General features: G+C 62.2%; 21 protein-coding genes. 8 read left to right on the forward strand and 13 right to left on the reverse strand.

Going from position 1 to position 24818, the window contains the following annotated elements; translation table 11 throughout:
• Positions 1-9 precede the first annotated feature (9 nt).
• From DFK10_RS04275 to DFK10_RS04285, 3 genes are read left to right on the forward strand one after another with little or no spacing between them, the layout of a single operon-like run.
• The gene (locus DFK10_RS04275) at positions 10-1515 is read left to right on the forward strand and encodes a tripartite tricarboxylate transporter permease (RefSeq protein WP_109386933.1); all 1506 of its coding nucleotides are present in this window, start codon (positions 10-12) and stop codon (positions 1513-1515) included.
• A complete protein-coding gene (locus tag DFK10_RS04280; protein WP_235866762.1) occupies positions 1515-2855 on the forward strand; it encodes an acyclic terpene utilization AtuA family protein in 1341 nt (446 codons plus the stop codon). Before DFK10_RS04275 ends, DFK10_RS04280 begins: the two co-directional genes overlap by 1 nt.
• Positions 2848-3150: a DUF4387 family protein gene (locus DFK10_RS04285; protein ID WP_109386935.1), complete on the forward strand. Its 303-nt coding sequence runs from the start codon at positions 2848-2850 to the stop codon at positions 3148-3150. The genes DFK10_RS04280 and DFK10_RS04285 overlap by 8 nt, the downstream gene beginning before the upstream one ends.
• Here the strand turns inward: DFK10_RS04285 and DFK10_RS04290 are convergent.
• The 8 genes from DFK10_RS04290 to ectA form a co-directional block, all read right to left on the reverse strand.
• On the reverse strand, positions 3147-4166 hold the full coding sequence (locus DFK10_RS04290; RefSeq protein WP_109386937.1) for an AbrB family transcriptional regulator: 1020 nt from the start codon (positions 4164-4166) through the stop codon (positions 3147-3149). The two genes, DFK10_RS04285 and DFK10_RS04290, sit on opposite strands and share 4 nt — an antisense overlap.
• Positions 4167-4205: 39 nt before the next feature.
• The gene (arsJ, locus tag DFK10_RS04295) at positions 4206-5462 is read right to left on the reverse strand and encodes an organoarsenical effux MFS transporter ArsJ (RefSeq protein WP_109386939.1); all 1257 of its coding nucleotides are present in this window, start codon (positions 5460-5462) and stop codon (positions 4206-4208) included.
• On the reverse strand, positions 5459-6457 hold the full coding sequence (locus DFK10_RS04300) for an ArsJ-associated glyceraldehyde-3-phosphate dehydrogenase (RefSeq protein ID WP_109386941.1): 999 nt from the start codon (positions 6455-6457) through the stop codon (positions 5459-5461). Before DFK10_RS04300 ends, arsJ begins: the two co-directional genes overlap by 4 nt.
• Positions 6454-7290: an arsenate reductase/protein-tyrosine-phosphatase family protein gene (locus DFK10_RS04305; protein ID WP_109386943.1), complete on the reverse strand. Its 837-nt coding sequence runs from the start codon at positions 7288-7290 to the stop codon at positions 6454-6456. Before DFK10_RS04305 ends, DFK10_RS04300 begins: the two co-directional genes overlap by 4 nt.
• Positions 7291-7408: 118 nt before the next feature.
• A complete protein-coding gene (locus DFK10_RS04310; RefSeq protein ID WP_109386945.1) occupies positions 7409-8833 on the reverse strand; it encodes an aspartate kinase in 1425 nt (474 codons plus the stop codon).
• Between the two features lies 1 nt (position 8834).
• Positions 8835-9230 carry an ectoine synthase gene (locus DFK10_RS04315; RefSeq protein ID WP_109386947.1) on the reverse strand — a complete coding sequence of 132 codons (396 nt, stop codon included), beginning with the start codon at positions 9228-9230 and terminating at the stop codon, positions 8835-8837.
• Between the two features lie 5 nt (positions 9231-9235).
• Positions 9236-10522, reverse strand: coding sequence for a diaminobutyrate--2-oxoglutarate transaminase (gene ectB, locus DFK10_RS04320; RefSeq protein WP_109386949.1), 1287 nt, complete (start codon positions 10520-10522; stop codon positions 9236-9238).
• A gap of 48 nt (positions 10523-10570) precedes the next feature.
• Positions 10571-11104: a diaminobutyrate acetyltransferase gene (gene ectA / locus DFK10_RS04325; protein WP_109386951.1), complete on the reverse strand. Its 534-nt coding sequence runs from the start codon at positions 11102-11104 to the stop codon at positions 10571-10573.
• Positions 11105-11331: 227 nt separating this feature from the next.
• Between ectA and DFK10_RS04330 the strand changes: the two genes are divergently transcribed.
• Positions 11332-11829 carry a MarR family winged helix-turn-helix transcriptional regulator gene (locus DFK10_RS04330; RefSeq protein WP_109386953.1) on the forward strand — a complete coding sequence of 166 codons (498 nt, stop codon included), beginning with the start codon at positions 11332-11334 and terminating at the stop codon, positions 11827-11829.
• A gap of 10 nt (positions 11830-11839) precedes the next feature.
• Here DFK10_RS04330 and glpD read toward each other — a convergent pair whose 3' ends face one another.
• Positions 11840-13417 (reverse strand): glycerol-3-phosphate dehydrogenase, encoded by a 1578-nt coding sequence (gene glpD, locus DFK10_RS04335; RefSeq protein WP_109386955.1) that lies wholly within the window; start codon positions 13415-13417, stop codon positions 11840-11842.
• 151 nt (positions 13418-13568) lie between these two features.
• Here glpD and DFK10_RS04340 point away from each other — a divergent pair, with 151 nt between their 5' ends.
• Positions 13569-14330: a DeoR/GlpR family DNA-binding transcription regulator gene (locus tag DFK10_RS04340; RefSeq protein WP_109386957.1), complete on the forward strand. Its 762-nt coding sequence runs from the start codon at positions 13569-13571 to the stop codon at positions 14328-14330.
• A 9-nt stretch (positions 14331-14339) separates the two neighbouring features.
• On the opposite strand, the gene DFK10_RS04345 is transcribed toward DFK10_RS04340, so the two are convergent.
• The 3 genes from DFK10_RS04345 to DFK10_RS04360 all read right to left on the reverse strand — a co-directional run bounded on the left by DFK10_RS04345 (position 14340) and on the right by DFK10_RS04360 (position 18487).
• A complete protein-coding gene (locus DFK10_RS04345; RefSeq protein ID WP_109386959.1) occupies positions 14340-16550 on the reverse strand; it encodes a fused MFS/spermidine synthase in 2211 nt (736 codons plus the stop codon).
• A 628-nt stretch (positions 16551-17178) separates the two neighbouring features.
• Positions 17179-17802, reverse strand: a complete 624-nt coding sequence (locus DFK10_RS04350) for a class I SAM-dependent methyltransferase (protein WP_235866763.1) — start codon at positions 17800-17802, stop codon at positions 17179-17181.
• A gap of 415 nt (positions 17803-18217) precedes the next feature.
• Complete coding sequence (locus tag DFK10_RS04360; protein ID WP_217810055.1) at positions 18218-18487, reverse strand: hypothetical protein; 270 nt, start codon at positions 18485-18487, stop codon at positions 18218-18220.
• A gap of 715 nt (positions 18488-19202) precedes the next feature.
• On the opposite strand from DFK10_RS04360, the gene DFK10_RS04365 reads away from it, so the two are divergent.
• From DFK10_RS04365 to DFK10_RS04375, 3 genes are all read left to right on the forward strand, one after another.
• Positions 19203-20456, forward strand: coding sequence for a tyrosine-type recombinase/integrase (locus DFK10_RS04365; RefSeq protein ID WP_109386962.1), 1254 nt, complete (start codon positions 19203-19205; stop codon positions 20454-20456).
• A gap of 215 nt (positions 20457-20671) precedes the next feature.
• The gene (locus DFK10_RS04370) at positions 20672-20905 is read left to right on the forward strand and encodes a helix-turn-helix transcriptional regulator (protein WP_235866764.1); all 234 of its coding nucleotides are present in this window, start codon (positions 20672-20674) and stop codon (positions 20903-20905) included.
• An 88-nt stretch (positions 20906-20993) separates the two neighbouring features.
• The gene (locus tag DFK10_RS04375) at positions 20994-23519 is read left to right on the forward strand and encodes an AAA family ATPase (RefSeq protein ID WP_109386966.1); all 2526 of its coding nucleotides are present in this window, start codon (positions 20994-20996) and stop codon (positions 23517-23519) included.
• A 1035-nt stretch (positions 23520-24554) separates the two neighbouring features.
• Here the strand turns inward: DFK10_RS04375 and DFK10_RS16195 are convergent.
• Positions 24555-24770, reverse strand: a complete 216-nt coding sequence (locus DFK10_RS16195; protein WP_146193223.1) for a hypothetical protein — start codon at positions 24768-24770, stop codon at positions 24555-24557.
• Positions 24771-24818: the final 48 nt, after the last annotated feature.

The following is a 24818-nucleotide window of genomic DNA, read 5'->3' on the forward strand; positions in this document are numbered from 1 at the left end:
GGCTGACACATGGAAATCCTGTCAAATCTCGCGCTCGGCTTCTCGATCGCCTTGTCGCCCTACACGTTGATGCTGGCCGTTCTGGGCTGTTTCATCGGCACGATCGTCGGCGCTTTGCCCGGGCTTGGCCCGTCGAATGGCGTCGCGATCCTGATCCCGATCACCTTCACCATGGGGCTGGATGCCACCGCCGCGCTGGTGCTGCTGACAGCGGTCTATTACGGCGCGATGTATGGCGGCCGCATCAGTTCGATCCTGCTGAACATCCCCGGCGACGAACCGGCACTGATGACAACGTTGGATGGCTACCCGATGGCCAAGAACGGCCGACCCGGCCAGGCGCTGGTGATCTCCGGCTTCGCGTCCTTCTGGGGGGCGCTTTTCGCCACGGTCATGCTCGCCCTCGTCGCCCCGGCCCTAAGCCGGGTCGCCTACCAGTTCGGCCCCGCCGAATACTTCGCGCTCTACCTGCTGGCCTTCTCGACCCTTGGTGGCATCGCATCGAACAACCAGGCCAAGGCCGCGTTCGCCTCCTGTGTCGGGCTGGGGATCTCTGTCATCGGACTGGACAACTTTTCCGGCCTGCCCCGAATGACCGGCGGCAACCTTCACCTTATGGACGGGGTCGATTTCCTCGTCGCGATTGTCGGCCTGTTCGCGGTGTCCGAGGTCTTCTTCTTCATCGAGAAGCACGGCAAGGGTGGTGCGGTCGGCGTCAAGCTCAACAAGTTCCGCGTACCGTGGGGTGAAATCTGGTCCACGCGCTGGACCCAGTTGCGCTGTGGCGTGGTCGGCTTCATTGCGGGCGTGCTGCCGGGGGCCGGAGCCTCGCTGGGCTCGTTCCTGACCTACATGATGGAAAAGAACATCGCCGGCCCCGAAGGCAAGTTCGGCACCGGTGTCCCCAAAGGCGTGGCCGCACCCGAGGCCGGCAACAACTCGGCCGCAGGCGGGGCCCTCGTGCCCATGCTGACGCTTGGCGTGCCCGGATCGGGGACCACAGCCGTGTTGCTGGCGGTGCTCATGACCCTGAACATCACACCGGGCCCGACATTGTTTACCGACCGTCCTGAAGTCGTCTGGGGCCTGATCGCCTCGCTTCTGATCGCGAACTTCGTCCTGCTGGCCATGAACGTGCCTTTGGTGCGGATCTTCGTGAAGGTGCTGTCTGTGCCGCCGGCGTTGCTTCTGCCCGGCGTAACGATGGTGTCTTTCGTCGGGATCTACTCGCTGACGGGCGGCTACTTCGACCTGCTGCTGATGATCCTTTTCGGCATCATGGGCTATGTGTTCCGCAAGATGGACATTCCCACGGTTCCGGTGATCCTGGGCATCTTGCTGGGGTCGAACATGGAGGACGCGCTGCGCCGCGCCATGGTGCTGTCGGACGGGGAATGGACCTACCTGTTCTCGTCGCCCATCGCCATCGGACTGTGGATCTTCGCCGTGGCCGGCTTCATCGCGCCGGTTTACTTCCGCAACAAGATCCGCAAACCGCAGGCAGTGACGGACTGATGGTGCGCGTTCTCGTTCCCTCTGGCGCCCTTGGCCTTGGCTATGACACCGAGGCGCTGGACCGCGCCATCGCGGCCGGTCCGGACCTGATCGCCATCGACGGGGGGTCCACGGATAGTGGGCCCTCCTATCTTGGCCGCGGGGTCAGCAAATATGCCCGCGAGAGCACGAAGGCCGAGTGGCGCGGGCTGATCGAGGCGCGCGCGAAAGCAGGGTGTCCGCTGGTCATCGGCACAGCCGGGACCTCCGGCACCGACAGCACCGTGGACTGGCTCTATGACATCACGGTCGAGATCCTGTCAGAACTGGGCCAGTCCGCCCGCGTTGCGCGGCTCTACTCGGAACAGAACCCCGATGCAGTCGCCAAAGCCGCGCTGACGCCGCTGTCCGGCGCGCCACAGGTTACGCCCGAGGACATCGCGGGCTGCACGCATGTTGTGGCCCTGGCCGGCGCCGAACAGATCAACGCGGCGCTGGAAACCGGGGCCGATATCGTCATCGCTGGTCGCACCACCGACACCGCGATCATCGCCGCGCTGCCTATCGCGCGCGGATGCGATGCTGGCGCGGCATGGCATGGGGCCAAGATCGGCGAATGCGGCGCCCTTTGCGCGACCAACCCCCAGTCGGGCGTGATCCTCGTGGATTTCGACGAAGCGGGTTTCACCATCACGCCCATGGCAGAGGGCGCCAATGCCACGCCCCATACGGTTTCGGCGCACATGCTCTATGAGAATTCCGACCCGTTCATCCTCTATGAACCAGGCGGGCATCTCGACGTAAACGAGGCGCATTACACCGCGCTGGATACGCGCCGGGTGCGGGTCGAGGGATCGGTCTGGGTGCCGTCAGAGACCTACATCGTGAAACTCGAAGGCGCGCGCATCGCCGGCTACCAGACGCTTGTCATGGCGATCCTGCGCGATCCGCGATACCTCGCCAATTTGGATGACTGGTGTGCCGATATTCTCGAAAAACACCGGGCCAAGGTTGATGAAAGAATGACGCTGGACCCCGGTGCCTGGCACGCCGAGCTGAGGGTGATCGGCCAGGATTCCAATCTCGGCGCGCTGGAAAACAGACGCGCGGACCCGGTCGAGCTGGGCGTGATGGCGATCCTGACCGGCCCCGACCAGGCCACCGCCAACACTCTTGGCAAGCTGATGAATCCCTACCTTCTGCACCACCCGCTGACCCGCGAAGAGGAACAGCCGACCTTCGCGTTTCCCTTCTCCCCGGCCGAGATCGACCGGGGCGCGGCCTACGAATTCGTGCTGCATCACGTGATGGCTCTGTCCGACCCGATGGAGGCGTTCCGGCTGGAGGTGGACAATGTCTGAACTGGGGCAGATCGTTCAGAAGGTCCGGTCCAAGAATGCCGGGCCGTTCTGGCTGACGATCGACATCTTCTGCGGTAGCAGCGAGGCATTCGAGCAAGTTTCGAAAGGGGTTTCGACCGATCGCGTCGCCGCGCTGTTCCGGGCCGATCCGGCCGTGGTGAAACGCTTCGATATCGCGGCGCTGAACGTGGTGAAGTTCTCGCTGCCACGGCCGACGATACAGGGTGCGCGTGATGACCGCGACATGCACGGCGCGGGCTGGGCCGCGCTGGTCGCCGAACTGGACATCAACTAGTCGCCACCCACCCATTTCGAAATGAACGGCGCGGTCAGGATGATGAAGACGATCCGGACCAGGTGATGCGCGACGACGATCGCGGCATCGGCGCCGGCGACGAGGGCCACGATCGCCATTTCCGCCTGCCCGCCCGGCGAGAAGGTCAGCAAGGCCTCGACGAAGGGCAGCAGGCCCAGCTGGATCGCGACCACGGCAAAGACCACGGCGACCCCAAGGGTCAGCACCGTGTAGACCACCCCGGCGGTCACATCGACACGCAGTTCGCGCCAGCTGATCCCGGCATATTTCACTCCGACGGTGAACCCGATGAAGAACTGCGCGGCCTGGATCGCCTCGGCCGGCGGGCGATGGTGGATCACGTCGCCAAGGCTCAGCCCGGCGGTCAGGAAAAGCGGCCCGAGGATTGAGGCCCCGAAGAGGCCCACGGCCTTGGCCACTTGCCAGCCGACGATCCCGGCAACGGCGAGGATCAGCAATTCATGCACGGGCACGTCGGACAAGGGGGCGCCCGGCGCCTGGGCCAGGTCCACACCCATCCAATATGCGAAAAGGAAAGGCAGGACCGTCACGACAATCAGCACCCGCGTCGCGTGGATCAACGACAGGGCACGAACATCGCCGCCGGCCTCTTCGCCGAACAGCAACATGTCCTGCAACCCGCCCGGCATGGCCGCATAGAAGGCCGTCGGATGGTCGAACCCGAAACCGCGCCGCAGGACCGGATAGCCGACAAGGCCGATGCAGAGGACCAGCAGCGGCATCATGGTCAAAGTCCAGATCATGGTCGGAAGTTGCGCGAAAAGCGCGGGGGTGATCGTTGCACCGACCGCCACGCCAAGGATCGTGCGCATCAGCGTGGACAGGCGCGGCGTGCCCCGCAAAGGCGCCCCGGCCAGCGCCGCGATCAGGCAGGCGAAGAGCGGCCCCAGAAGCCAGGGCAATGGCAGGCCGAGCAGGCTGAACCCCGCCACGCCCAGCGCAGACAGGACAAGTGTCAGAAGCACATGAAGCATGGTTGTCCATGCCACGAATTGTCGGCCGCGAAAAGGCCGCTAAGCCCGCCCGAGCCGCCCCGCCGCGACCGCGCTCAGCGCCACCATGGCCGAGGCCGTGCCGAGCATCAACGGCAGGCCACCAAGCTGGTAGGTCAAGCCCGATAGCACCGTTCCAAGCAACCGCCCGCCGGCATTGGCCATGTAGTAGAACCCCACATCCATGGTGACGCGTTCGGCCTTGGTAAAGGCAAGGATCAGGTAGGAGTGCAGCGCGGAATTCACCGCGAACAGGCCGCCGAACAGCAGCAGACCGACGACCAACAGGACCGTAAGCCAGCTTTGCGGTTGGCCGGCGGCCAAGGCCGCGCCGGTCAGGATCACCGGCACCACAAGCAGGGCCAGCGCCCAACCGCGCGCCGCACCGATCAAATCGGCCTCGGGTCGCTGGGCGGCCCGCAAGAGGCGCGGGGCAAGGGCCTGGACGCCACCATAGAGGATGATCCAGACCGCCATGAAACTACCGATCATGAAGAAGGCCGCTCGGTTCCCCGCTTCGGTTCCGTCCGAGAGCACGGCATAGAAATAGATCGGGATCCCCACCACGAACCACACGTCCCGCGCGCCGAAAAGGAACACGCGCGCCGCAGACAGCCAGTTGACGTTGGCGGATTTCGAGAAGACCTCGGAAAATTTTGCGCCCTTGCGCCCCTTGGGCAGGCCCGGCGGCATGGCGATCAGGACCGCCACCAGGATCACCGCCAGCACCGCCGCCATGGCCAGCACCGCCCAAACGAAGCCCAAAGTGCCCAGAAGCGCCGCGCCGAGCAGAAAGCCCAGCCCCTTCACCGCGTTCTTGGAACCGGTCAGCAGGGCAACCCAGCGAAACAGCCCGCCATTCTCCGTGGGAGCCAGGAGTTTCACCGCCGATTTCGAAGACATCTTGGCCAGGTCCTTGGCCACACCGGACGCGCCCTGCACCAGCATGACATAGGCCACCGACGCGCCGATCGCCCAGCCGGGATCAAGCTGTGCCAGCGCGATCAGCGCCAAGACCTGCAAGCCAAGCCCGACATAAAGCGTGCTGGTCAACCCGAACCGCGCCGCGATCCAACCAGCGGCCAGGTTCGTGACCATCCCTGCGATTTCGTAAAGCACGAAGAGATAGGCCAGCTGTACCGGCGAAAAGCCCAGCGTGTGAAAGTGCAGCAGCACCAGCATCCGCAGGGCGCCATCGGTCAGCATGAAGGCCCAATAGGCGGCCGTGACGGCGATATAGGCGTTCAGTCCCTCGGGCCGGTCGGGTGCAGAGGTCAAAGAGAGGCCCCCACCATTCGCGCCACATCCACCAGACGGTGGGCGTAGCCCATCTCGTTGTCATACCATGCGTAGACCTTCACCTGCGTGCCGTTCACCACCATGGTCGAAGGCGCATCGACGATACTGGAGCGCGTGTCGTTGGTGTAGTCGGTCGAAACCAGCGGACGGGTCTCGTAGCCGAGGATGCCGTTCAATTCGCCTTCGGCGGCGGCCTCGAACATGGCGTTGACCTCTTCGGCGGTGGTCTGCCGCTCCACCTCGAACACGCAATCGGTCAGCGAGGCATTAAGCAGCGGCACCCGCACCGCGTGGCCATTCAGCCGCCCCGTCAGCTCGGGATAGATCAGGGTGATCGCCGTGGCGCTGCCGGTGGTCGTGGGGATCAGCGAATTGAGCGCCGAACGCGCGCGGCGCAGGTCCTTGGCGGGCCTGTCGACGATGGTCTGGGTGTTGGTGACGTCATGAATCGTGGTGATCGACCCGTGCTTGATGCCCAGCCCCTCGTGGATCACCTTGACCACGGGGGCGAGGCAATTGGTGGTGCAAGAGGCGGCGGTGACGATGAGATGTTGGCTCGGATCGTAGGTGTGGTCGTTGACTCCGATCACGATATTCGCCGTTGGCCCGTCCTTGACCGGGGCCGACACCACCACCTTTTTCACCCCCGCATCGAAATAGGGGGCCAGCGCGGCCTCGGACTTGAAGACGCCGGTGCAGTCGATGACCACATCGACACCTTCCAACGGCAAATCGGTCAAATCGCGGGTGCCGATGAAGGGCAGTTTGGTGCCATTGATGGTCAGGCTGTCAGCATCATACGAGAAGTCGGCATTCCAACGGCCATGGACCGTGTCGAATTCCAGCAGATGGGCATGCATTTCCGGATCGCCCACCGCATCGTTAATCCAGGCGATCTGCATTCCCCGGTCCAGCAGCGGTTTCAGGGCAAGTTTACCGATACGGCCAAGGCCATTAAGTGCAAAAACAGTCATATTTCGTCTTTCGTCTGGCCGATTTCATCAACGGCCTGTTGCAGGGACATGCGGTCCAGTTCCTGAATGGGCAATGCGGTAAAGGCCGAGATCCGGCGGTAGAGAGCGCCATAGGTGTTTTGGAACGCCAGGCTCTTCTGGGCATCCGAACCATCGACCTTGACCGGATCCGTCAGCCCCCAATGGGCGCTGACGGGCTGTCCGCCCCAGGCCGGACAGTCCTCATTCGCAGCCTGATTGCAGACCGTGAAAACGAAATCGAATTTCGGCGCATCCACGGTCTGGAATTCGCTCATGTGTTTGGCGCGCAGAAGCCCCGTGTCATGGCCCTTCTGTTCCAGCACCTCGACAGCGAAGGGGTTGAGCTCGGATTGCGGCGTGGTGCCGGCCGAGTAGGCCTCGAACCTGTCGCCAGCCACGTGTCGCAGGATCGACTCGGCAAAGATCGAGCGGGCCGAGTTGCCGGTGCACAGAAAGAGCACCCTGTATTTCCGGTCGGTATCCTGGGCCATGTCGGACCTCCGTTGGGTATTGGCAAGGCAAAGATCGACCCGGCCCCGACAACAATCGAGAAACAGGTCGTCGAAAAGGGTCTGCGCCACGTCCATCTCGACGGTGTAACGCAGGGAGGTTCCGTCGCGCTTCTGGCTGATGAGCCCGGCCTGGGAGAGAGCCGTCAGGTAAGCCGAGGTTGTGCTGGGCTTGGCGGCGATGGCCTGCGCGATCTCATTGGCCGGAACCCGGTCGGGATAGCGGCGCATCAACAGCCGGAAGATGGCCAAGCGCTGCGGATGGCCAAGGGTCGCGAGTCGGGCGGGACTTTCTTTTTCCATATTTCATGAATATTCGAAATATGGGGCTGGGAAAGTGAATTTTTTGTAACAATGCAAAAGGGCCTGCCGCGTCTCCCCACGCGGCAGGCCCCGGTCTGAACGACCTGAATCGTCCGCGTCAGGCGGCCTTGGCAAGTGGCGCGCTTGCGCCCTCGATAAGTTCGGCGTGCAACGCCTTGATGACGGCGTCCCGGCTGTCACGATCGACGATATACTGCACATCCACATTGCGCGGACCTTGGGTGGCACCGATGGCCTCGTGCCCTGCCCCGGCAATGGCCTGCAAGCCACGGGTCAGCACTGACAGGCCACGGAGGTCGCGCCCGATGGCAGAAACCACCGAGACGGTGCGCGTCGTGATCTCGGCACTTGGATATTCCGCCGAGATGTCTTTCTCCACCCGCCGCATCGTCTTGAGGGACGTGTCCAGGTAGTGCGTGATGGTGTTGGCGTTCGACACCTTTGAGACGATGCGCACGCCGTGCCGACGCAGCACGTCCAGGATGGTCGCGTCATAGCCTTTCACGCCGACCATGTCCTGCTCGAAAACTTCCAGCGTCACGATGTCGAGGCCCGTGATGATCTCGACCGCCGCGTCGTCGGCGGGCTGATCGTCGATCAGCGTGCCGGGGTCGCCCGGCTCGAACGCGTTGGTCACGCGCAGTGGGATCTCGGCCTGCCGCAGCACCTTGGCCGCCTTGGGGTGGATCGCCTCCATCCCCATATTGGACAGCTGATCGGCCACGTCGTAGTTGGTCCGGCCCAGCTTGCGCACCGCATCCTCGCCGACCAGCTTGGGGTCGCAGGACGACAGGTGGAATTCCTTGTGGATGATCGCCTCGCGCGCACCCGTCAGGGCCGCCAGACGCGAGAATGTCACTTCGGAATAGCCCCGGTCGAATTCGCGCATCAGGCCTTCGGCACATTGGGCATAGCCCGTGACGATGGGCATTTCCGTATCGGGATCAATGCCGTTCATAGCCGTCTTGATCCGCTCTTCCAGGGATACGCCCCCTTCATCACGCCAGCCGGAAAGATCGACACAGCGCGCATTCACGCCCGCACGTTGCAGCATCAGCGTGGTGACGAAAGCCGAATGGGACTCGCCAAGACCGGACAGCAATTCCCGGATCTGCAGCATGTGTTCCGACAGGCGGAAATGACCATAGGAACACAGGCGCTGAAGGTCGATCAGGCAATTGCGGGCACCGTCGATCCGGTCACGCACGAAGTCATCGGCCTGGTCGATATCGGCGGGATTGTCGAGAACCGCCTTGTGCGCCTCGATCATGGCATCCGCCACTCGGGTCAAGCCATCATGCCAGCCATGCCCGGTGTCGGATTGCGCGAACTGGGCATACACCCCCTGCTCTCCGGATTTCTTGTGTTCCAGCAGCAGGTTGGTAATTCCGCCGAAGGCCGACACGACGAAGACGCGACCATAAAGGTCTTCTTCATCGCGGTCGCCGATGAACAGCGTATCGCGCAATTCGTTGACGCGGGACATGGATGTCCCACCGATCTTTTCGACAGTATGGGCCATGTCAGGCCTCCTCGGCGGCTGCGTAGGATCCGTCTTCGCGATGCACTTCGGTGCCGGTGACAGGCGGGTTGAAACAGCAAGCCATGACCAGCTCTTCATGCGCCTTCAGAGTATGCTTGTCATGCTGATCAAGCGCATACATCACGCCCGGTCGGATCGGATAGGTCGTGCCGGTAGCCAGGTCGGTGATCTCGCCGCTGCCTTGCATGCAATAGACGCTTTCGAAGTGGTTCTTGTAATGGAACGTGTGTTCCGAACCGGCCTCCAGAAAGGTGATATGGAAAGAGAAGCCCATATTGTCATCGGCCAGCAGCATCCGCACCGAAGACCACTGGGCGTCGGATACAACGCGGTCCGGATCGTTCTTGGTGATCTCGTTGAAGTCTCTGACGATCATTTGGCTTACTCCGCTGCGATCTTGGTATTGGCGAGGACGTCACGGGTTGCGTCCACAAGGATGTTGAACCCCTTACGGAATGTGTCCATCGACGTGGTCAGCGGGGCAAGAACCTTGACGACCTCGTCATCGCTGCCCGACGTTTCGATCACCAGGCCCTTTTCATAGGCCCGCGCGCAGATCTGGCCCGCCAGTTCTCCGCTGCCAACGTCCACACCCTGCATCAGGCCACGACCCTTGAGCGTGGCACCGGGGATCATATCGGCGATCTCGTTCAGGGCCGTGGTGATCATGACGGTCTTGTGCGCAAGCTCCTGCTGGAACTTGTCATCCGACCAGAACTTGTAGATCGCAGTCTTGGCGGTGACGAAAGCATGGGTGTTGCCCCGGAACGTGCCGTTATGCTCGGCCGGGCCGAACACGTCGTATTCGGGGCGCACCAGAACCAGCGCCATCGGCAGGCCGAAACCCGAGATGGATTTGGCCATGGTCACGATATCGGGCATCACGCCCATTTCCTCGAAGGAGAAGAACGTGCCGGTCCGGCCGCAGCCCGCCTGAATGTCGTCGATGATCAGAAGAGCGCCATGTTTCTTGGCCACCTCGGCCACGCCCCGCACGAATTCCGGCGACGCGGCATTCAGGCCGCCCTCGCCCTGCACGGTTTCAAGCAGGATCGCGGCGGGCGCGTCGATGCCGCCGGAGCCATCGGACAGCATCTGGTCCAGCAGGGCCACGGAATCCACGCCTTCGGCGAAGGCGTCGAAGGGCATGCGCGTGACGCCATGGGTATCCATGGCCGCACCGCCCCGGTGATAGCCATTGCCGGTCGCCGCCAGCGCCCCCATGGTCACACCATGAAAACCGTTGGTGAAGGCGATGACATTGGTGCGCCCGGTCGATTTCCGGGCGATCTTCATCGCCGCTTCAACGGCGTTGGCGCCGGTCGGGCCGGTGAACATGACGCGATGATCCATGTCGCGCGGCTCGAGGATATGGCTTTCGAACGCGTGCAGGAAATCGCCCTTGGCATCGGTGTGCAGGTCCAACCCGTGGGTGATCCCGTCATGCTCGATATGCTCGATCAACGCGGCCTTCATGTCCGGGTCGTTATGCCCGTAGTTGAGCGATGAACAGCCGGCGAGGAAGTCGATATAGGTCTTGCCCTCGCGGTCGGTCAGGGTGGACCCCTGCGCCTTGGTAAAGACCGCGGGCATGCCGCGGCAGTAGGAGCGGGCCTCGCTTTCGCGGCGCTCGTAGATGGAATGCGTCTTCGTCATGTCCTTGGCCATGATACGTCCTTTCAGGGAATTCTTGGATTAGGGGGCCGGGGGCGCCGATCAGGCAGCGCGGCGCAACGGCACCGGGGCGGGCAGCTCGATCGTCACCATGTGCTCGGTGTCGTGGCGGCCCTCGAAATGAACCTCTTTCTCGAAATGCGGCTCGTCCGTCAGGTCACCGCCGATATGGCGGGCGAAGCTGCGGAACAGGCCCCAAGAGGCGTCGTTGTCCTTGGTGATCGTCGTCTTGAGATGGGTGGCATCGGCGCAATTCTCGCGCTCGATCAGGTGGGTCAGCATCTTGCGGCCGAGGCCCAGCCCGCGCGCGGTATCACTGACCGCGACCTGCCAGACGAACAGCTCATCCCTTTCAGGAATTATGTGGCCGGAGATCCAGCCGACAACCTCGCCATCAATCTCGGCCACCACGCAGGTATCGCGGAAATGGTCGGCCTGAACGAGATTACAGTACATCGAATTTTCGTCGAGCGGCTTGCAGGCTTTCACCAGCTCCCAGATGGCGGCCCCGTCCGTCGCATCGGGTTTGCGCAGACGGGGCGTTGGCGTTCGGGGTGTCACACTGTCTTTCGGCATCGGATGTGTCCTCGCTGTTCGTTCGATGAGCTAACTAGGGTATCCCCGCAAATAATTCAACCTTCAAACCATATTTACGGCCAGAAAGCCGCTTATAGCGTGATTTTAACACCTAAACGTTTAGGTGTTCCTTGGTCATCTCTCATATATTTGCTTCGATTGCTGAAGGTATTGCGACGTTATTTAGCCGATTGAAGGATTCAGCACGGCTATGCAATAATCCGCCCATGTCGATATCGGCCCCGGACCGCACAGATGAAAGCCTGATCGCCTTGCGGCGAATCCTTCGGGCGACCGAGTTGTTCGCACGGGATCTGGCGCAGGCCGTCGGGCTAAGCCCCGCACAACTGCGCGTGCTCCAGATCGTCGCGGAAAGGCGCAGCGTGACCCCCAAGGCGCTGGCAAACCAGATGGGGGTCAGCCAGGCCACCGTCACGGCGCTGGTCGACAAGCTGGTTGCACGCGGTATGGTCGAACGGATTCCGTCGGAACAGGACCGCCGGCAGACGAATATCGTGGCCACTCAAGTCGGCAGTGCCCACCTGGAGAATGCGCCGGACGCCCTGCAACAGCGCTATGTCGCCGCCTTCGCCCGACTGCGCGACTGGGAACAGGCCCAGCTTGTCTCATCTCTTGAAAGGGTGGCCGACATGCTGGATGCACAGGACATCGACGCCTCGCCGGTGCTCACGACCGGCGACATCCAGTCGGGTCGCAAGGGCTAAGGCAGGCGCATCAGCGGGCTTCGGCCCGCGCCCTTTGCATCCACGCCTCGATCGCCTCGACCTGCTCATCACTCAGCCGAAGGCCCAACTTGTTGCGCCGCCAGACCACGTCTTCGGCATGGTGGGCAAATTCCTGGCGCATCAGCCAGCGCAGTTCCGCCTCGGTGAGGGTCGCGCCGAAATTCCGGCCGAGGTCGTCGGCGCTTTGCGCGGCCCCAAGAATGGTGCGGGCCTCGGTGCCATAGGCACGGACCAGACGCAGGGCCCAATCCTCGGTCAGGAACGGATAGTCCCGGCGCAGGCCGGCGATCAGGTCAGCCACCCCGTCCACCGGGAAATCGCCGCCCGGCAACGGAACCCCGGCGGTCCACGGCCCTTTCGCCACCTTCAGATGCCCGCCGATCTTTTCCAGCGCGCTTTCCGCCAGTCGACGATAGGTGGTGATCTTGCCACCGAAGACATTGAGCATTGGCGCGCCGCCCTCGGTTTCCACCTTGAGCGTGTAGTCCCGTGTCGCCGCGGTCGCGCTGCTGGCCCCATCATCGTAGAGCGGCCGCACGCCGGAATAGGTCCAGACGATGTCGTCGTCGTTTAGGTCCTGCTTGAAATACTGGTTGGCGAAATCCAGCAGGTAGCGGCGTTCGTCAGGTGTGCATTCCGGTTTCTTCGAAGGGTCGTCGTGTTCCGCGTCCGTGGTGCCGATCAGGGTGAAATCCCGCTCGTAGGGGATCGCGAAGATGATCCGGCCATCCTTGCCCTGGAAGAAATAGCACTTTTCGTGATCGTAGAGCTTGCGGGTCACGATATGGCTGCCCCGCACGAGGCGCACACCGTCGCTGGAATTCGAACGCACCTTGGTCTGGATCACGTCACCGACCCAGGGACCGGCCGCATTCACCAGCATGCGCGCGTGATGGGTTGCCGTTTCCCCGGTGTCGGTATCGCGGGTTTCGATCCGCCAGAGATCGCCTTCACGCAACGCGCTCACCACCTCGGTCCGGGTCAGGATACGGGCGCCACGCGCCTCGGCGTCGCGGGCGTTCAGCACGACCAGCCTTGAATCCTCGACCCAGCAATCGGAATATTCGTAGGCCTTGGCAAACCTGTCCTGCAACGGTGCGCCCTCGGGCGCAGCGGTCAGGTCCAGTGTCGCGGTTCCCGGCAGAATCTTGCGCCCGCCCAGATGGTCGTAAAGGAACAGCCCCAGCCGGATCAGCCAGGCAGGTCGCCGCCCCTTCATCCAGGGCATGAAGAACGACAACAGTTTCGAGGTCGGCGTGTCCGCCTCGAACCGCATGTCCTTGTGATAGGGCAGGACAAATCGCATGGGCCAACTGATATGCGGCATGGCGCGCAGCAGGGTTTCCCGCTCGATCAGCGCCTCGCGCACCAGGCGAAACTCGAAATATTCCAGGTAACGCAACCCGCCATGGAACAGCTTGGTCGATGCCGAAGACGTGGCCGAGGCAAGGTCATTCATCTCGGCCAGCGTTACGGAAAGCCCACGGCCAGCCGCATCACGGGCGATACCACAGCCGTTGATGCCGCCGCCGATGATGAAAAGATCGGATGGATCGGTCTGCGCCAAGGGACTCTCCTGAAATGAGCGATCTGCTTCCTGTGCGGTTACCTAGCGCAGATTGCGAACATAAACAATATTCGTTTATGTTCGTTTTTGCGCTTGTCATGACCCCCGAAAGCACCAATTCTGACCAGCGAACCAAGGAACAGGTCGCGCCATGACTCAGAGTTTTCGCCATCCCGAAATCCTCGATATCGCGCGGCGCGAGGGCAAGGTTACGGTCGAAGGCCTGGCGAACCATTTCGGCGTTACCTTGCAGACCATCCGCCGCGACCTGACGGATCTGGCAGAGGCCGGACGGCTCGAACGCGTCCATGGTGGCGCGGTGCTGCCATCCGGCACCAGCAATATCCGTTACGAGGAACGCCGGTCGCTCAATGCAGAGGGCAAGCGCGCCATCGCCCGGGCCTGTGCGTCCGAAATTCCCGACGGAAGTTCCCTGTTCCTGAATATCGGAACCACCACCGAAGCCGTGGCGCAGGAATTGCTGCACCACGAGAACCTCATGGTGGTGACGAACAACATGAACGTGGCAAATATCCTTGCCAGCAACACCGGTTGCGAAATCATCCTCACCGGCGGGCACCTGCGCCCCGCCGACGGAGGCTTGGTCGGTACACTGGCCGCAGAGACCCTGCGGCGGTTCCGGTTCGACATGGCCGTGATCGGCTGTTCGGCGCTGGACGCCGGCGGCGACATGCTGGATTTCGACCTGCAAGAGGTGATCGTCAGCCAGACCGCCCTGCGGCAGGCCCGCAAGACCATTCTGGTGGCGGATCACGCCAAGTTCGCCCGCAGCGCGCCCGCCCGCATCGCCGCGCTTTCAGATATGAACATGGTCGTCACCGATGCATCGCTTACTCCGGATCTTGCGCAAGCCTGCGATGCGGCGGGCACGCAAGTCATCGTCGCCCGGTGACCTGCGCGTTCAGTGCGTGAAGGCGCCCGGCTTGAGGATCGACAAGGGATTGGCCTTGTCATCGGTCCAGACCGGGCCGCTGTCCGAGCGTAGCCTCTGCCACGCGCCCGTCTCGATCAGCGCGGCCACATCCGCCGGATCGCGGGCGATCATCGCCACATCGCTCTGACGGTAACCAGGGTCGTCGGAGGCATCATCGGAGGACAACTGCCGCCAGGCATGAACGCCCAGCGCCTCGGCCGACCGCGCCAGCGGCAGGCCGATATCGTAATACCGGTTGGAAATGTGGAACAGCAGCACGCCACCGGGCGCCAGACGGTCGAGGTAGAGCTCCATCGCCTCGCGCGTGGTCAGGTGCACCGGCACCGCGTCCGAAGAATAGGCGTCGATCACCAGCACATCGAAGGCCAGATCGGACTGTCCCGCCAGGATCACCCGCGCATCGCCCAGATGCGTCGGCGCATTCGGGGTGCAGGCCGACAGGAAGCTGAAAAGGGCGGGATCACGGGCGACCCGGTCGACCATCGCGTCGATCTCGTAGAAGTGCCACTCCTGACCTTCGCGCGCATAACAGGCCAGCGACCCGATGCCCTGCCCGACGATCCCGACACGCTCGGCCTTCTGGCCGACCACGGATCGCATCACCTGCCCCATCGGCGCAGCCGGGTGATAATAGGTGATGGGCAGGGGGCGCTCCGCGCCGATGTCTGCAAGGCGTTGCGCCCCATGCACGGTGGTGCCGTTTGTATAAAGCCGGATCCCGTCCTGCTCGATCACGCGGTGCAGGCCGAAGAAGCTGCGATCGGCAAACAGCCTGTCATCCGGGACGGCGATCCAGACAGGCAGGATCGCCACGCACCCCGCCGCCACCAGCAGGGCCGGCAAAGCGGGCCTAATCAGGACAAGACCCGCGATTCCCGCCAGTATTGCCCCGCCCAGAACCAGCGGCGCCCCGGCACCGGCAAGCGCGATGCCGGTCGCGGCCACGCCAGCAGGCAGACCAAGCGCGACACCACGCCGCGCATGGGCCCCGGTCAGCCCCAATGTCTTGCCAAAGACCAGAAGCAGCAGGACCAGCAATGTCACAACCCCCTCGACATGATCGGTGAACAGCACCAGGCCAAGGATCGAGTTGAACAGACCGCCCATCGCACCACCGATGGACATCACGACATAGAAGGTCGTCAGGTGACCGGAGTCAGGGCGCACCTCGTAGAGCGCCCGATGCGCCCAGATCGCAATGGCGAAGAAACACAGCACCAGAACCACCGTGGCAATGGGCGAGAGGTAGTCCCCGAAGGCCCCGGTCATCAGGCAGAGCGCGGCGACGCCGGCCAGCTGGGTCAGACGAGTGAACCCCTGCCCCGCCACCGGGGTGACATTGCGAAAGGACAGGACGAAACTGAGCAGGAACAAGGCCAGCGGGACCACCCAGACCAGCGGCACCGCGCCGATATCGGTGCTGATCTTCGAGGTGACAGCCAGCATCAGCGAGGACGGCACGAAGGCAAGCACCGCCCAATAGAGCATGACAGGCAGGTTAGGGCCCGCGCGATCGACACGCGGCGCGTCCGGCTTCGCGCGGCTTCGGCCAAAGACCAGCCCGCCACAGGTGGCCAGCCCCAGCCCCAGCGCCACGAACCCGGCGGCAAAGCCCAGCGCGATCTCGGATGCACCGAAGAGCGGCTCTGCCAGCAGTGGAAAGGCCAGCAGGGCCAACATGGACCCAAGGTTCGAGGCCCCATACAGGAAATAGGGATCCTCCGCCGAGGGGCCGCCCGAGCGCGCGTACCAGGACTGGATCAGCGGGGCGTTGGATGACAGGAGCGCAAAAGGAACGCCGACCCCCAGCGCGAAAAGACCCAAGGTCTGCAGGGCAACGGGGCGCCCCGCATCAAGCTCCCAACCCTCTGGCAGGGCAGGCGGCAGGAATGCCAGCGCCGCCCCCCAGATCGCAAGGTGCAGGATGACTTGGACCGGAACCGAAAGGTAACGGGTCGAGAGATGCGCATAAAGGTAGCCGCCCAAAAGCACCGTTTGAAAGAACAGCATGGCCGTCGTCCAGACAGCGGGCGATCCGCCGATCGCGGGCAAGACGACCCGCGCGAAAAGCGGCTGCACGAAAAACAGCAACGCGGCGCTGAGAAAGATCGTCAACGTGAAAAGCCACGGCGCAAGGCGGGCGTGGCGCGGGGTTTCGGCTGCGGTAACAAAGGCCATTGGAAGCCCCCTGGTTCGGTCTGCTCGTTATTGTTTGCAGCACCTGACACCAACAATGTGGTTCCAATATGGCAAGACGAGGCCGCCACCGCGCCATGCTATCACCAGCCCTAAAGACACCGTGCACACCGTTCACAGGACACAGGACACAGGATCAGGCTGTATAAGAAGAAGTTGGATGGCGCAGGGGACGGGACTGGGATCAAACGTTCTCCACCAACTTAGTCATTGAAGTAATGGACCCGCGGGGTTCATGCGCGGCCATTCGCCTTAGCGGCGACAAAAAAACCGGGTGTACTACGTGACCAAATGATCGGAGTGTCAGCTCTCAATTGGAAAAGGGCATCGAGTGCCGTGTAGGGTTTCACAACTAAAGAAGCATTTTTCGGTAGAGCGTCACGTGGCCTCGACTAATGATGGACACATGCTGAGACTGCCCCATCAAATCTGACCTTCGCGAGGCCGTCAGCCAAACTGCCGTAAGCAAGGCGACGACGCGCCGCGGCCTCTAGCGATCAAACTAGGGGCAAGACCATGTTTCAGAACTCTCATGAGCTGTCCGCGCCGGAATGAGTCAGAAGGTAGTCGGTCGCCCCAATTTCGTGATAGCGGCTTGACCTTCTCACAGTCAGGTGGATCGGATTGCCACAACCCCCATACTGGTTCGCGACGGTGGACCGGCAGGAAAGGAATACGTGCGTTCAACCTCGAAGCCCGCCATCTGTAAGAGTTCGAGAAGTTGCTCTTTCCGGAACGTCCTGTGACGCCATTGCAACCAAATGATCGAGTTGCACCAGTGGGGTTTAGAGACGACAAGGTAAAGCAATCCACCGGGACGCAGGAGCTTGCCCATATCCCGCAAAGCCACGTCAGGGTCGCTACAGTGCTCGATCACATGCGCTGCGAGGACAACATCGAACGGCTCAAGTTCGGTCTCGCCAAGTAGCCCCTGCACAAGTTGCGGCTCCATTCCACGGTTTTGGAGGGCCGCTTCGCCGCGCTTCAGCATTGCAAGGCTAGGGTCTAGGAGCGTCAATGAAACCGGTCTTTCCCGGCAAGCGACATAGGCCTCAGAGAACGCTGCCGTACCGGCGCCGACATCGACAATGCGCGCCGCAGCGTGAGGTTTCTCGTCACGATCCGTCAGGAACCCAAGATAGGCATCGTAATAACCGAGCGTCCGCATCTTGTCGCCCCAGCGAGGCGCCGCAGTCTCGTAACGTCGTGTGCTCGAGTAGACTGTATCACCCATGGCGCATTACTCCGAACCCTAACATCTGCCTTGCCCCGACCGGAAGATGGAGTTGTTCCCGCGCGACACAATAAGACCTATGTTAATCGCCGCAAACTTGTTTCTTGGAACGTCGCATCACGTTTTCCTTACGTTGGACAAATGACACGTCCCACGACGTTAGGGCACTATACTCGGTGATTCATGACGACATCGGACAGGGTCCGCAACGTGGCGAGCCCATCGTCACGGTGCGCTTCGAAGGCAGGCCCCATACCGGTGTCATGATTTATCGCGGTCTTGCGGTCCGTCGCCAGCAAGACTGCACCGTCCTCCTCCGCTCGCCTCAGCGCTGCTGCGCTGTTGGGATTGCGTAGCTTCGCATCTCGAGCGTTTGCGGCCATCAGGGGTTCCATCGCACGCCGCGAGATTGGCATCAGACCGCCTTCAGGTGCGTCATCGGCCGACCTTTTGTCATCGCCTCGACCGCTCGGATTATCGCGTCTTTGTCGATCCCGTAGTGGCGGTAAAGCTCGGCGATCGTTCCGGTCTGCCCAAAATGCTCGACTCCGAGGGATCTCGTGCGATGCCCTGCGACGGATCCGATCCAGCCCAGCGTTACCGGATGCGCGTCGGTAACGGTCACGAAAGCGCAATGGGGCGGAATGCCGTCCAGTAGCCGTTCGATATGGCTTCGCGAGTGCATTTGCCCGGCTTCGCGCGCAGTCTGCGCCGCCGTCCATCCCGCGTTGAGACGATCGGCGGATGTGACCGCTAGCAGACCCACGTCGCGGCGAAACTCGCCCAAGGCGTTCGCCGAGCGCCTGATCACCGCAACCGACACCCACGCTGCGCGATCTGAAAGCTCCGCGCGGCTGTCGGTTGCTCCACCCGCGCCAATCGGCGTATCAACCCAAAGGGCTCCGGTTCCGAACGGATGAAAGTTCAGTGGCAGGTCATATCGGCTCTCAGAGACCGCTTCCGGCCCACGATTGCCCGAGCCAGTGCTCAGCCCTCCCCGCATAACCCTCGGATACAACGGAAAAATCCCGCCGCAGCCGGATCGGGAGAACGCTTTCGCGAGGGCAAGTGGCGGAGACGAAGTCCGCCATTTTTTGTTAGAATATGATCTGACAGAGTCCATTATCTAGTTATTATGTATCTCTTTATTAGTAATATTTTCTCTTATTACTCACTCTATCTTCGGATGAATTCTCTTGCAATCGGACCCATTAAGGGGGCAGATAAGGGGGCACGCCCTGATATGCCCCCTTGCTCCGCGAAATGATTGAGACCACGCACATCCCTGACGTCCTGACGTCATTCAAAGTTGGATTCCATTCCATTTCCGCCCAGGAAATGATTCAGGCAGGGGATCTACCGGGGGCACCTACATTCCCCAAGCAAGGTCCATCAACGCCATGACGAAACGTTCCCGCTCCATCAATCGTCTGTCTGCTCGTCAGGTCGAAACGGCTACCGAAACCGGCTACTACACGGACGGTGGCGGACTGATCCTTCACATCTCCACAAATGGCGGAAAGCGTTGGCTGCTCCGTTTCAAGTCACCACTGACCGGCAAACGCCGCGAAATGGGGCTTGGTCCGGCAGGGGGGCGGGGCAAGGTCACGCTGGCCGATGCCCGAGACGCCGCGGACGCAGCCCGACGGCTGGTGCGGCAAGGGATCGACCCGATCCAGCATCGTGACGAGGAAGCCGAGCGCCAACGGGCCGAAGCGCTGCGGGCCGCGCCCACAACGTTCGGCGACTTCGCCGACACCTGGCTGGACGCGAACCTGAGCCAATACAGCAACCCCAAACACCGCCAGCAATGGCGCAACACGATTGCGACCTACGCGGCACCGATCCGGGATACGGCCCTATCAGACATCACCACCGAAGACGTTCTGAACATCCTCAGGCCGATCTGGATGGACAAGCACGAGACAGCAACCCGCGTCCGGGGGCGCATCGAGCGATTGCTCGACGCAGCATCCGCGTCCGGACTGCGAACGGGGGACAATCCCGCGAGATGGAAAGGTCATCTGTCCAACCTGCTGCCCAGAGTGCCCAAGTCCAATCGCGGCCACCACAACGCCCTGCCTTGGAAAGACCTTCCCGCCTTCATCGAAGACCTGCGGACGCGTTATGGGATCGCGGCGCTGGCCCTGGAGTTCACCATCCTGAACGCGTCCAGGTCAGGCGAAGTTCGGGGCGCGACATGGTCGGAAATCGACATGGACGATGCGCGTTGGACGATCCCCGGCAGCAGGATGAAGGCGAAGCGGGACCACCGCGTGCCGATGACGGCCCGTGCACTTGAAATCCTACGGCAGATGCAGGCCTTCCGCCCCTCGGGCGAGAGAGGTGAGGCAGCTCTGGTGTTTCCAGGTGCTCGGGCAGGGCGACCAATGTCGGACATGACGCTGGCCGCCGTACTGAAACGCATGGGTCGAACCGGCATCACCGTTCACGGTTTCAGATCCACCTTCCGGGATTGGGCCGAAGATTGCACCGACGCGGCCTATGGCACGATCCGCTCCGCCCTTGCACACACGATTGGAGACAAGGTGGATGCCGCCTACCGACGCGGCGACGCTTTCGACCGGCGGCGCAAACTGATGGAGGAATGGGAATCCTTCATGAATGGTCAAAGCCCACAAAGGGACCGCTGAACCGGGAAGCAACGCTCGGATCTTTGACAAAACAGACAACGAAAACAAATACTTGCGTATTTCTTCGCGCATGCTAGTATTCTATACATAGGCGCAAAACAATGAGGTGCTCGCCTCCCCTTAGGGCGACAAAGATGGGGACCGCCTGCCCCGCGAACCCGTGCCTCCGCGCACCCCGCCGTATTCCAAATACGAGGTTCATTGTGCCCCACGAAGTGCATAATATTCCCGAACTCCGTCATGACCGTCTCTACAACGCCCGCGAAGTGACAGCCCTTCTGGGCGTCCATATCTCCACGCTCTATTCGTGGATGCGGGACGGAAACTTCCCGAAACCGCAGAAGATCGGCCCGCGCACCGTGCGTTGGAAGGGAAGCGACATCATCGGCCATCTGACCCGCGTCGCAGCACAGTCGGCCGGTATCTCGGTCGACGAGTTGCCGTTCTGAGCCTGAGCGCGCTCCACCCGGTCTGAAACTCACAACTCCAAAAAGAAACGGCCCGTCTCCTGCACGAGACGAGCCGTGGAGATAAACTATGTCTAATGAAATCAATAACATGCCCCATCAGCATATGCAATCCCACCTTGCCGAAACCGACAACATCATTGCCTTTCCCGAGGACGACTCCAGCGCTTGGTTGAAGGTCGGCCAGGGCGCTGTGAAGTCCAATCTGGTCCCGGAAAGTCTGACCACCAATTTGAAAGCGTGGTTGGCGCTTGGCTTCGCTGACAAGATGCAGACAGCAATCGTCAGCGCGCTTGCTGCCCCAGAGGTCGCAGAGAAGGTTCTGGCGTCAATCAAACCCTTGTTCCGCCCCGGTGACGTGGTGCAGCTCACTGCTTTGGATCCCGAAGACGGGCCGCCACACATCCTTTGCGCGGACCCGTTCACTGAGGTGGGTCATGGGGAGCTGATCGCGTTCATTCAGGCGCATAACGGCCGCCGCAATCTGTATTTCGGCGTCAACCCGCGCTCCAGCGAACTGGCGGGGACGAACCAGGCAGCTCAGGCAAAGGATGTCGTGCGCCGCCGGTCAGCCTTTGTGGACATTGATATGAAGGACGCTCCCGACAGCGACGTAGACTGGACCCGGACGCGTGCGGAATTGGAAAATCTGGGCCCGATCCTCTTTGTAGAGACTGGCAACGGGTTTCATGTTCATTACGCTGTAGAAGAAGTCGCCGGTGAAGTCCTTGAGGCATCCGTTGCGCCGCTGGCGGGCGCAATGGCAGCGCTGGGGTCAGACAACGTCTCTGACCTGCCCCGCATTGCCCGCCTGCCCTACACGGTGAACCTGCCCACTAAGAGCAAACGCGCTCGTGGCGCTATCCCCATTTTGGCGCGTCCTGTGCAGCAAAGCGAGCCTTTGTCCAATGCACCACATTCGGTTGTCGAGATTTCAGATGCCCTCAGGGACGTGGCACATCGCCTTGCCCTGCCCGGCCGGAAGTCAGGTGGCGCGGCCGGGGTAGACCGGACAGGAACAAAGATCGGGTGGGCCGCACCGAGCGCGGACCTCTTGCGCCTGGCGATGCAGGAAATGCCCAACGACGGCCCTTTTGATGACCGTGGCGACTGGTGCTCTCTCGCCTATGCCGTGAAGGGCGCTGCTAGGGTCGGAGAAATGGAGGCTGAAGGTCGGGAGATCTGGCTGGAATGGTGCGACAAGTGGATCGGCGCTGTTGACCCAGCTGCGGACGAGAAAATGTGGGATAGTATCAAGCAGCCGTCTACGGGCTGGGGAACGCTGATGGGCATGCTTGAACAGCACAACCCGGCGGGACGGAAACGTGTCAAAGAAGCGGAGGCCAAAAGCGCTTTTCCGCCCATCCCCTCCGCCTTCCAATTGCAGCCCATCCAGCCCTTCCAGATTTCGAACCTTCCTCCAAGGCGGTGGCTCTACGGCAGGGCCTACTTCGCAGGAAATGTTTCGGTTCTGGTCGCACCTGGCGGAACGGGTAAGTCTGCGCTTGCTATGACAGAGGCTGTCGCGATGGCTTCCGGAAAGACCCTCATTGGTGGTGACACGCCACACCATGCTTTGCGCGTATGGTATCACAACGCGGAGGACGACAAGAACGAGCAGTTGCGGCGTGTCGCAGCCACGATGGAGCATCATGGCATCACCCATTTGGACCTCGGCAGGCGGCTTATTCTGACCTCAGGGCGGGATTTACCCCTGAAGCTCGCAAGCGACGGCCGCGACGGGATCACGATTAACCAGGAGGCTTTAGAATCCCTGATAGCGGAGGTGGAAAAGGTCGGGATCGAGGTGCTGATCCTTGATCCGCTCGGTGCCATGCACACGCTGCCTGAAAATTCGAACGAAGCCGCAAATCTGCTAATGGGGGCGCTTCGCGAGATCGCAGAGCGGACTGGAGTGGCGATCTGTCTTGTTCACCATGCAAGCAAGGCTGCCGCTAGGGACATGGATGCCGCAGGCGCTGGCGCAGCACGTGGCGCCTCCGCGCTTGTTGATGGCGCGCGCGTAGTGCGCCAGCTACGCCCTGCTACGGTGAATGACGCCAAAACGCTAGGTATCCCCACCGGCGAGCGCAGGTTCTATATCCGGGTCGACAACGGAAAGGCTAACCTCGCCCCGATTGACGACGCGCGGTGGTTGCACTTGGCTTCCGTCAATCTCCGGAATGGCACCCAAGACTATCCGAAGGGCGACGATGTCCAAACCGTCGAACGGTGGGTTCCCCCGAGTCCGCGTGGCAACGTCACCCACCAGGAGGCTCTCCAGATCCACAATGCTGTTGCAGCGGCACCGGCGACGCAGCGCCGCGCAAGGGCGGCAGCGCAAGGCTGGATTGGGTACTTGATCGCAGAAGAACTGGGGCTGGAACTCGGGCTGCATGGCATCAAAGTTGAGCAGCGCGAGGCTGATCACATCCAAAATCGCCGCGAGGTGTCCGCCGTGATCGACAAGGGATTGCAGGAAGGGTGGCTGTGCGAGACCAAAGAAAAGGGACCTGACCGCAAAGACGCCCCGCACATCGCGGCGGGGGAGGATCCGGTCCCGGGCGACGTGCTGGACGCAGCCGACGATGAATAGGCGCAGCGCGCGCCGCGAACACCCTTGGGACGACCCGGCAGTGGGGCCGTTCCATACTCGATCATACCAGACCGCAACTCCCGCAAAACTCCCGCAAAACTCCCGCGCGGTCCCGCACGCAGGCAACAGGGGAAGGGAGGTCCTACGGACCCCGCGCGCTCAAAGCGCGGGGGGTGCGGGACCACCGTTACCTATTAGGCGGCAGCTCCCGCACCGCAGAAGAATAATCGGGTTTTGAAGAACACCATACCCCCCTGCCCGGACATTAGAATTCTTTCCGCGATGTCACCGGGTGCAGACAAGAAGTCCCGCAAGACTCCCGCACCATTCAACGGGGGCTGAACCGTCCGACGACCTCAAGCCAGCGACCCTGAGCTGCGCGATCAGCAGGTTGCCGAACAACATCCCGAAGGGCACGCAACAGGGCAACCTGATCCCCGGACGTGCGGCAGCGTTCCATCATCGGCGCGACAGTCTCCCGGCAGCTTCGGTAAACTGCCATCAAATCCGCCATCTCATCCACGTCTGCCGTCCGCGTCCGCGGCCGCCCCGGACGAAGATACCCCTTCCCTCGGGCCTTGGGGGGAGCCTTAGGCCTATCCGGCTGCTGTCGCTTGGAAAAGGCTGTCCCGGCGTGATCGCCCGGCGTCCATAGGCAGCCCCCCGCCGGGCCTCCACCTGGAACCTCCATCTCTAACTTGTGTGACGCTGGGGGCGGTCCAGCATTCTTCACACGGAGGGGCAAATCGTGGCTCAGCACCCTTTCCCAACGCGCGACGTCCGTTCTGTCGACTTGGAGCCGGCGGAACCTCCACCTTAGCCAGTCGGCAATGGCCGGAGCGAGCCCCCGCAGGTCGTCAGGGACACCCCGTGCTATGAGGTCCGCCCGCAAGCTCTCCTCGTGCTCCTGCAGGTCTATCGTGGTGCCCGGCAACCATGGATTCTTGCGCCATGCGCGGGACAGCCTGTTGGCCGCACGGCGCGCCTCCGAGCGACTCCACTCCTCGGGGCTGACCCGTCCTGTCTCCAGCCCCTTCAATTGGCGCTCTCGGTGCCACGGGCCGCGTGCGGTCCCGCGTGGCGCAGGCAGCGCCCCTTACCCTCACGGATCGGAATATTCTTGCAAAGGCTCCCCTGCCGGGTTTGAGCGGCACAGATCGGCGCGTCCGGCCCTCCACGCTTGACCCGCGCGCGCCCGATCTCGAAGGCACGCTCATGTTCGTCATCAGAGAATGAGTAGCGCTCGGACAAGTTCAACTCGTTGGCAGGCAGACCTTACATGGCTTGTTATAACATAAC

Origin of the sequence: Salibaculum griseiflavum (assembly GCF_003129565.1) — a bacterium.
GTDB classification, from domain to species: Bacteria; Pseudomonadota; Alphaproteobacteria; order Rhodobacterales; family Rhodobacteraceae; genus Salibaculum; species Salibaculum griseiflavum.

Coding starts and splice junctions, on each gene's coding strand:
- ectA (WP_109386951.1), bottom strand. CDS start 11,104: ATGCCGAAAGACAGTGTGACACCCCGAACGCCAACGCCCCGTCTGCGC.
- DFK10_RS04305 (WP_109386943.1), bottom strand. CDS start 7,290: ATGGAAAAAGAAAGTCCCGCCCGACTCGCGACCCTTGGCCATCCGCAG.
- DFK10_RS04275 (WP_109386933.1), top strand. CDS start 10: ATGGAAATCCTGTCAAATCTCGCGCTCGGCTTCTCGATCGCCTTGTCG.
- DFK10_RS04365 (WP_109386962.1), top strand. CDS start 19,203: ATGACGAAACGTTCCCGCTCCATCAATCGTCTGTCTGCTCGTCAGGTC.
- DFK10_RS04285 (WP_109386935.1), top strand. CDS start 2,848: ATGTCTGAACTGGGGCAGATCGTTCAGAAGGTCCGGTCCAAGAATGCC.
- DFK10_RS04345 (WP_109386959.1), bottom strand. CDS start 16,550: ATGGCCTTTGTTACCGCAGCCGAAACCCCGCGCCACGCCCGCCTTGCG.
- DFK10_RS04280 (WP_235866762.1), top strand. CDS start 1,515: ATGGTGCGCGTTCTCGTTCCCTCTGGCGCCCTTGGCCTTGGCTATGAC.
- DFK10_RS04340 (WP_109386957.1), top strand. CDS start 13,569: ATGACTCAGAGTTTTCGCCATCCCGAAATCCTCGATATCGCGCGGCGC.
- DFK10_RS04330 (WP_109386953.1), top strand. CDS start 11,332: ATGTCGATATCGGCCCCGGACCGCACAGATGAAAGCCTGATCGCCTTG.
- DFK10_RS04375 (WP_109386966.1), top strand. CDS start 20,994: ATGTCTAATGAAATCAATAACATGCCCCATCAGCATATGCAATCCCAC.
- DFK10_RS04290 (WP_109386937.1), bottom strand. CDS start 4,166: ATGCTTCATGTGCTTCTGACACTTGTCCTGTCTGCGCTGGGCGTGGCG.
- DFK10_RS04300 (WP_109386941.1), bottom strand. CDS start 6,457: ATGACTGTTTTTGCACTTAATGGCCTTGGCCGTATCGGTAAACTTGCC.
- DFK10_RS04315 (WP_109386947.1), bottom strand. CDS start 9,230: ATGATCGTCAGAGACTTCAACGAGATCACCAAGAACGATCCGGACCGC.
- DFK10_RS04350 (WP_235866763.1), bottom strand. CDS start 17,802: ATGGGTGATACAGTCTACTCGAGCACACGACGTTACGAGACTGCGGCG.
- DFK10_RS04360 (WP_217810055.1), bottom strand. CDS start 18,487: ATGCACTCGCGAAGCCATATCGAACGGCTACTGGACGGCATTCCGCCC.
- ectB (WP_109386949.1), bottom strand. CDS start 10,522: ATGGCCAAGGACATGACGAAGACGCATTCCATCTACGAGCGCCGCGAA.
- DFK10_RS04310 (WP_109386945.1), bottom strand. CDS start 8,833: ATGGCCCATACTGTCGAAAAGATCGGTGGGACATCCATGTCCCGCGTC.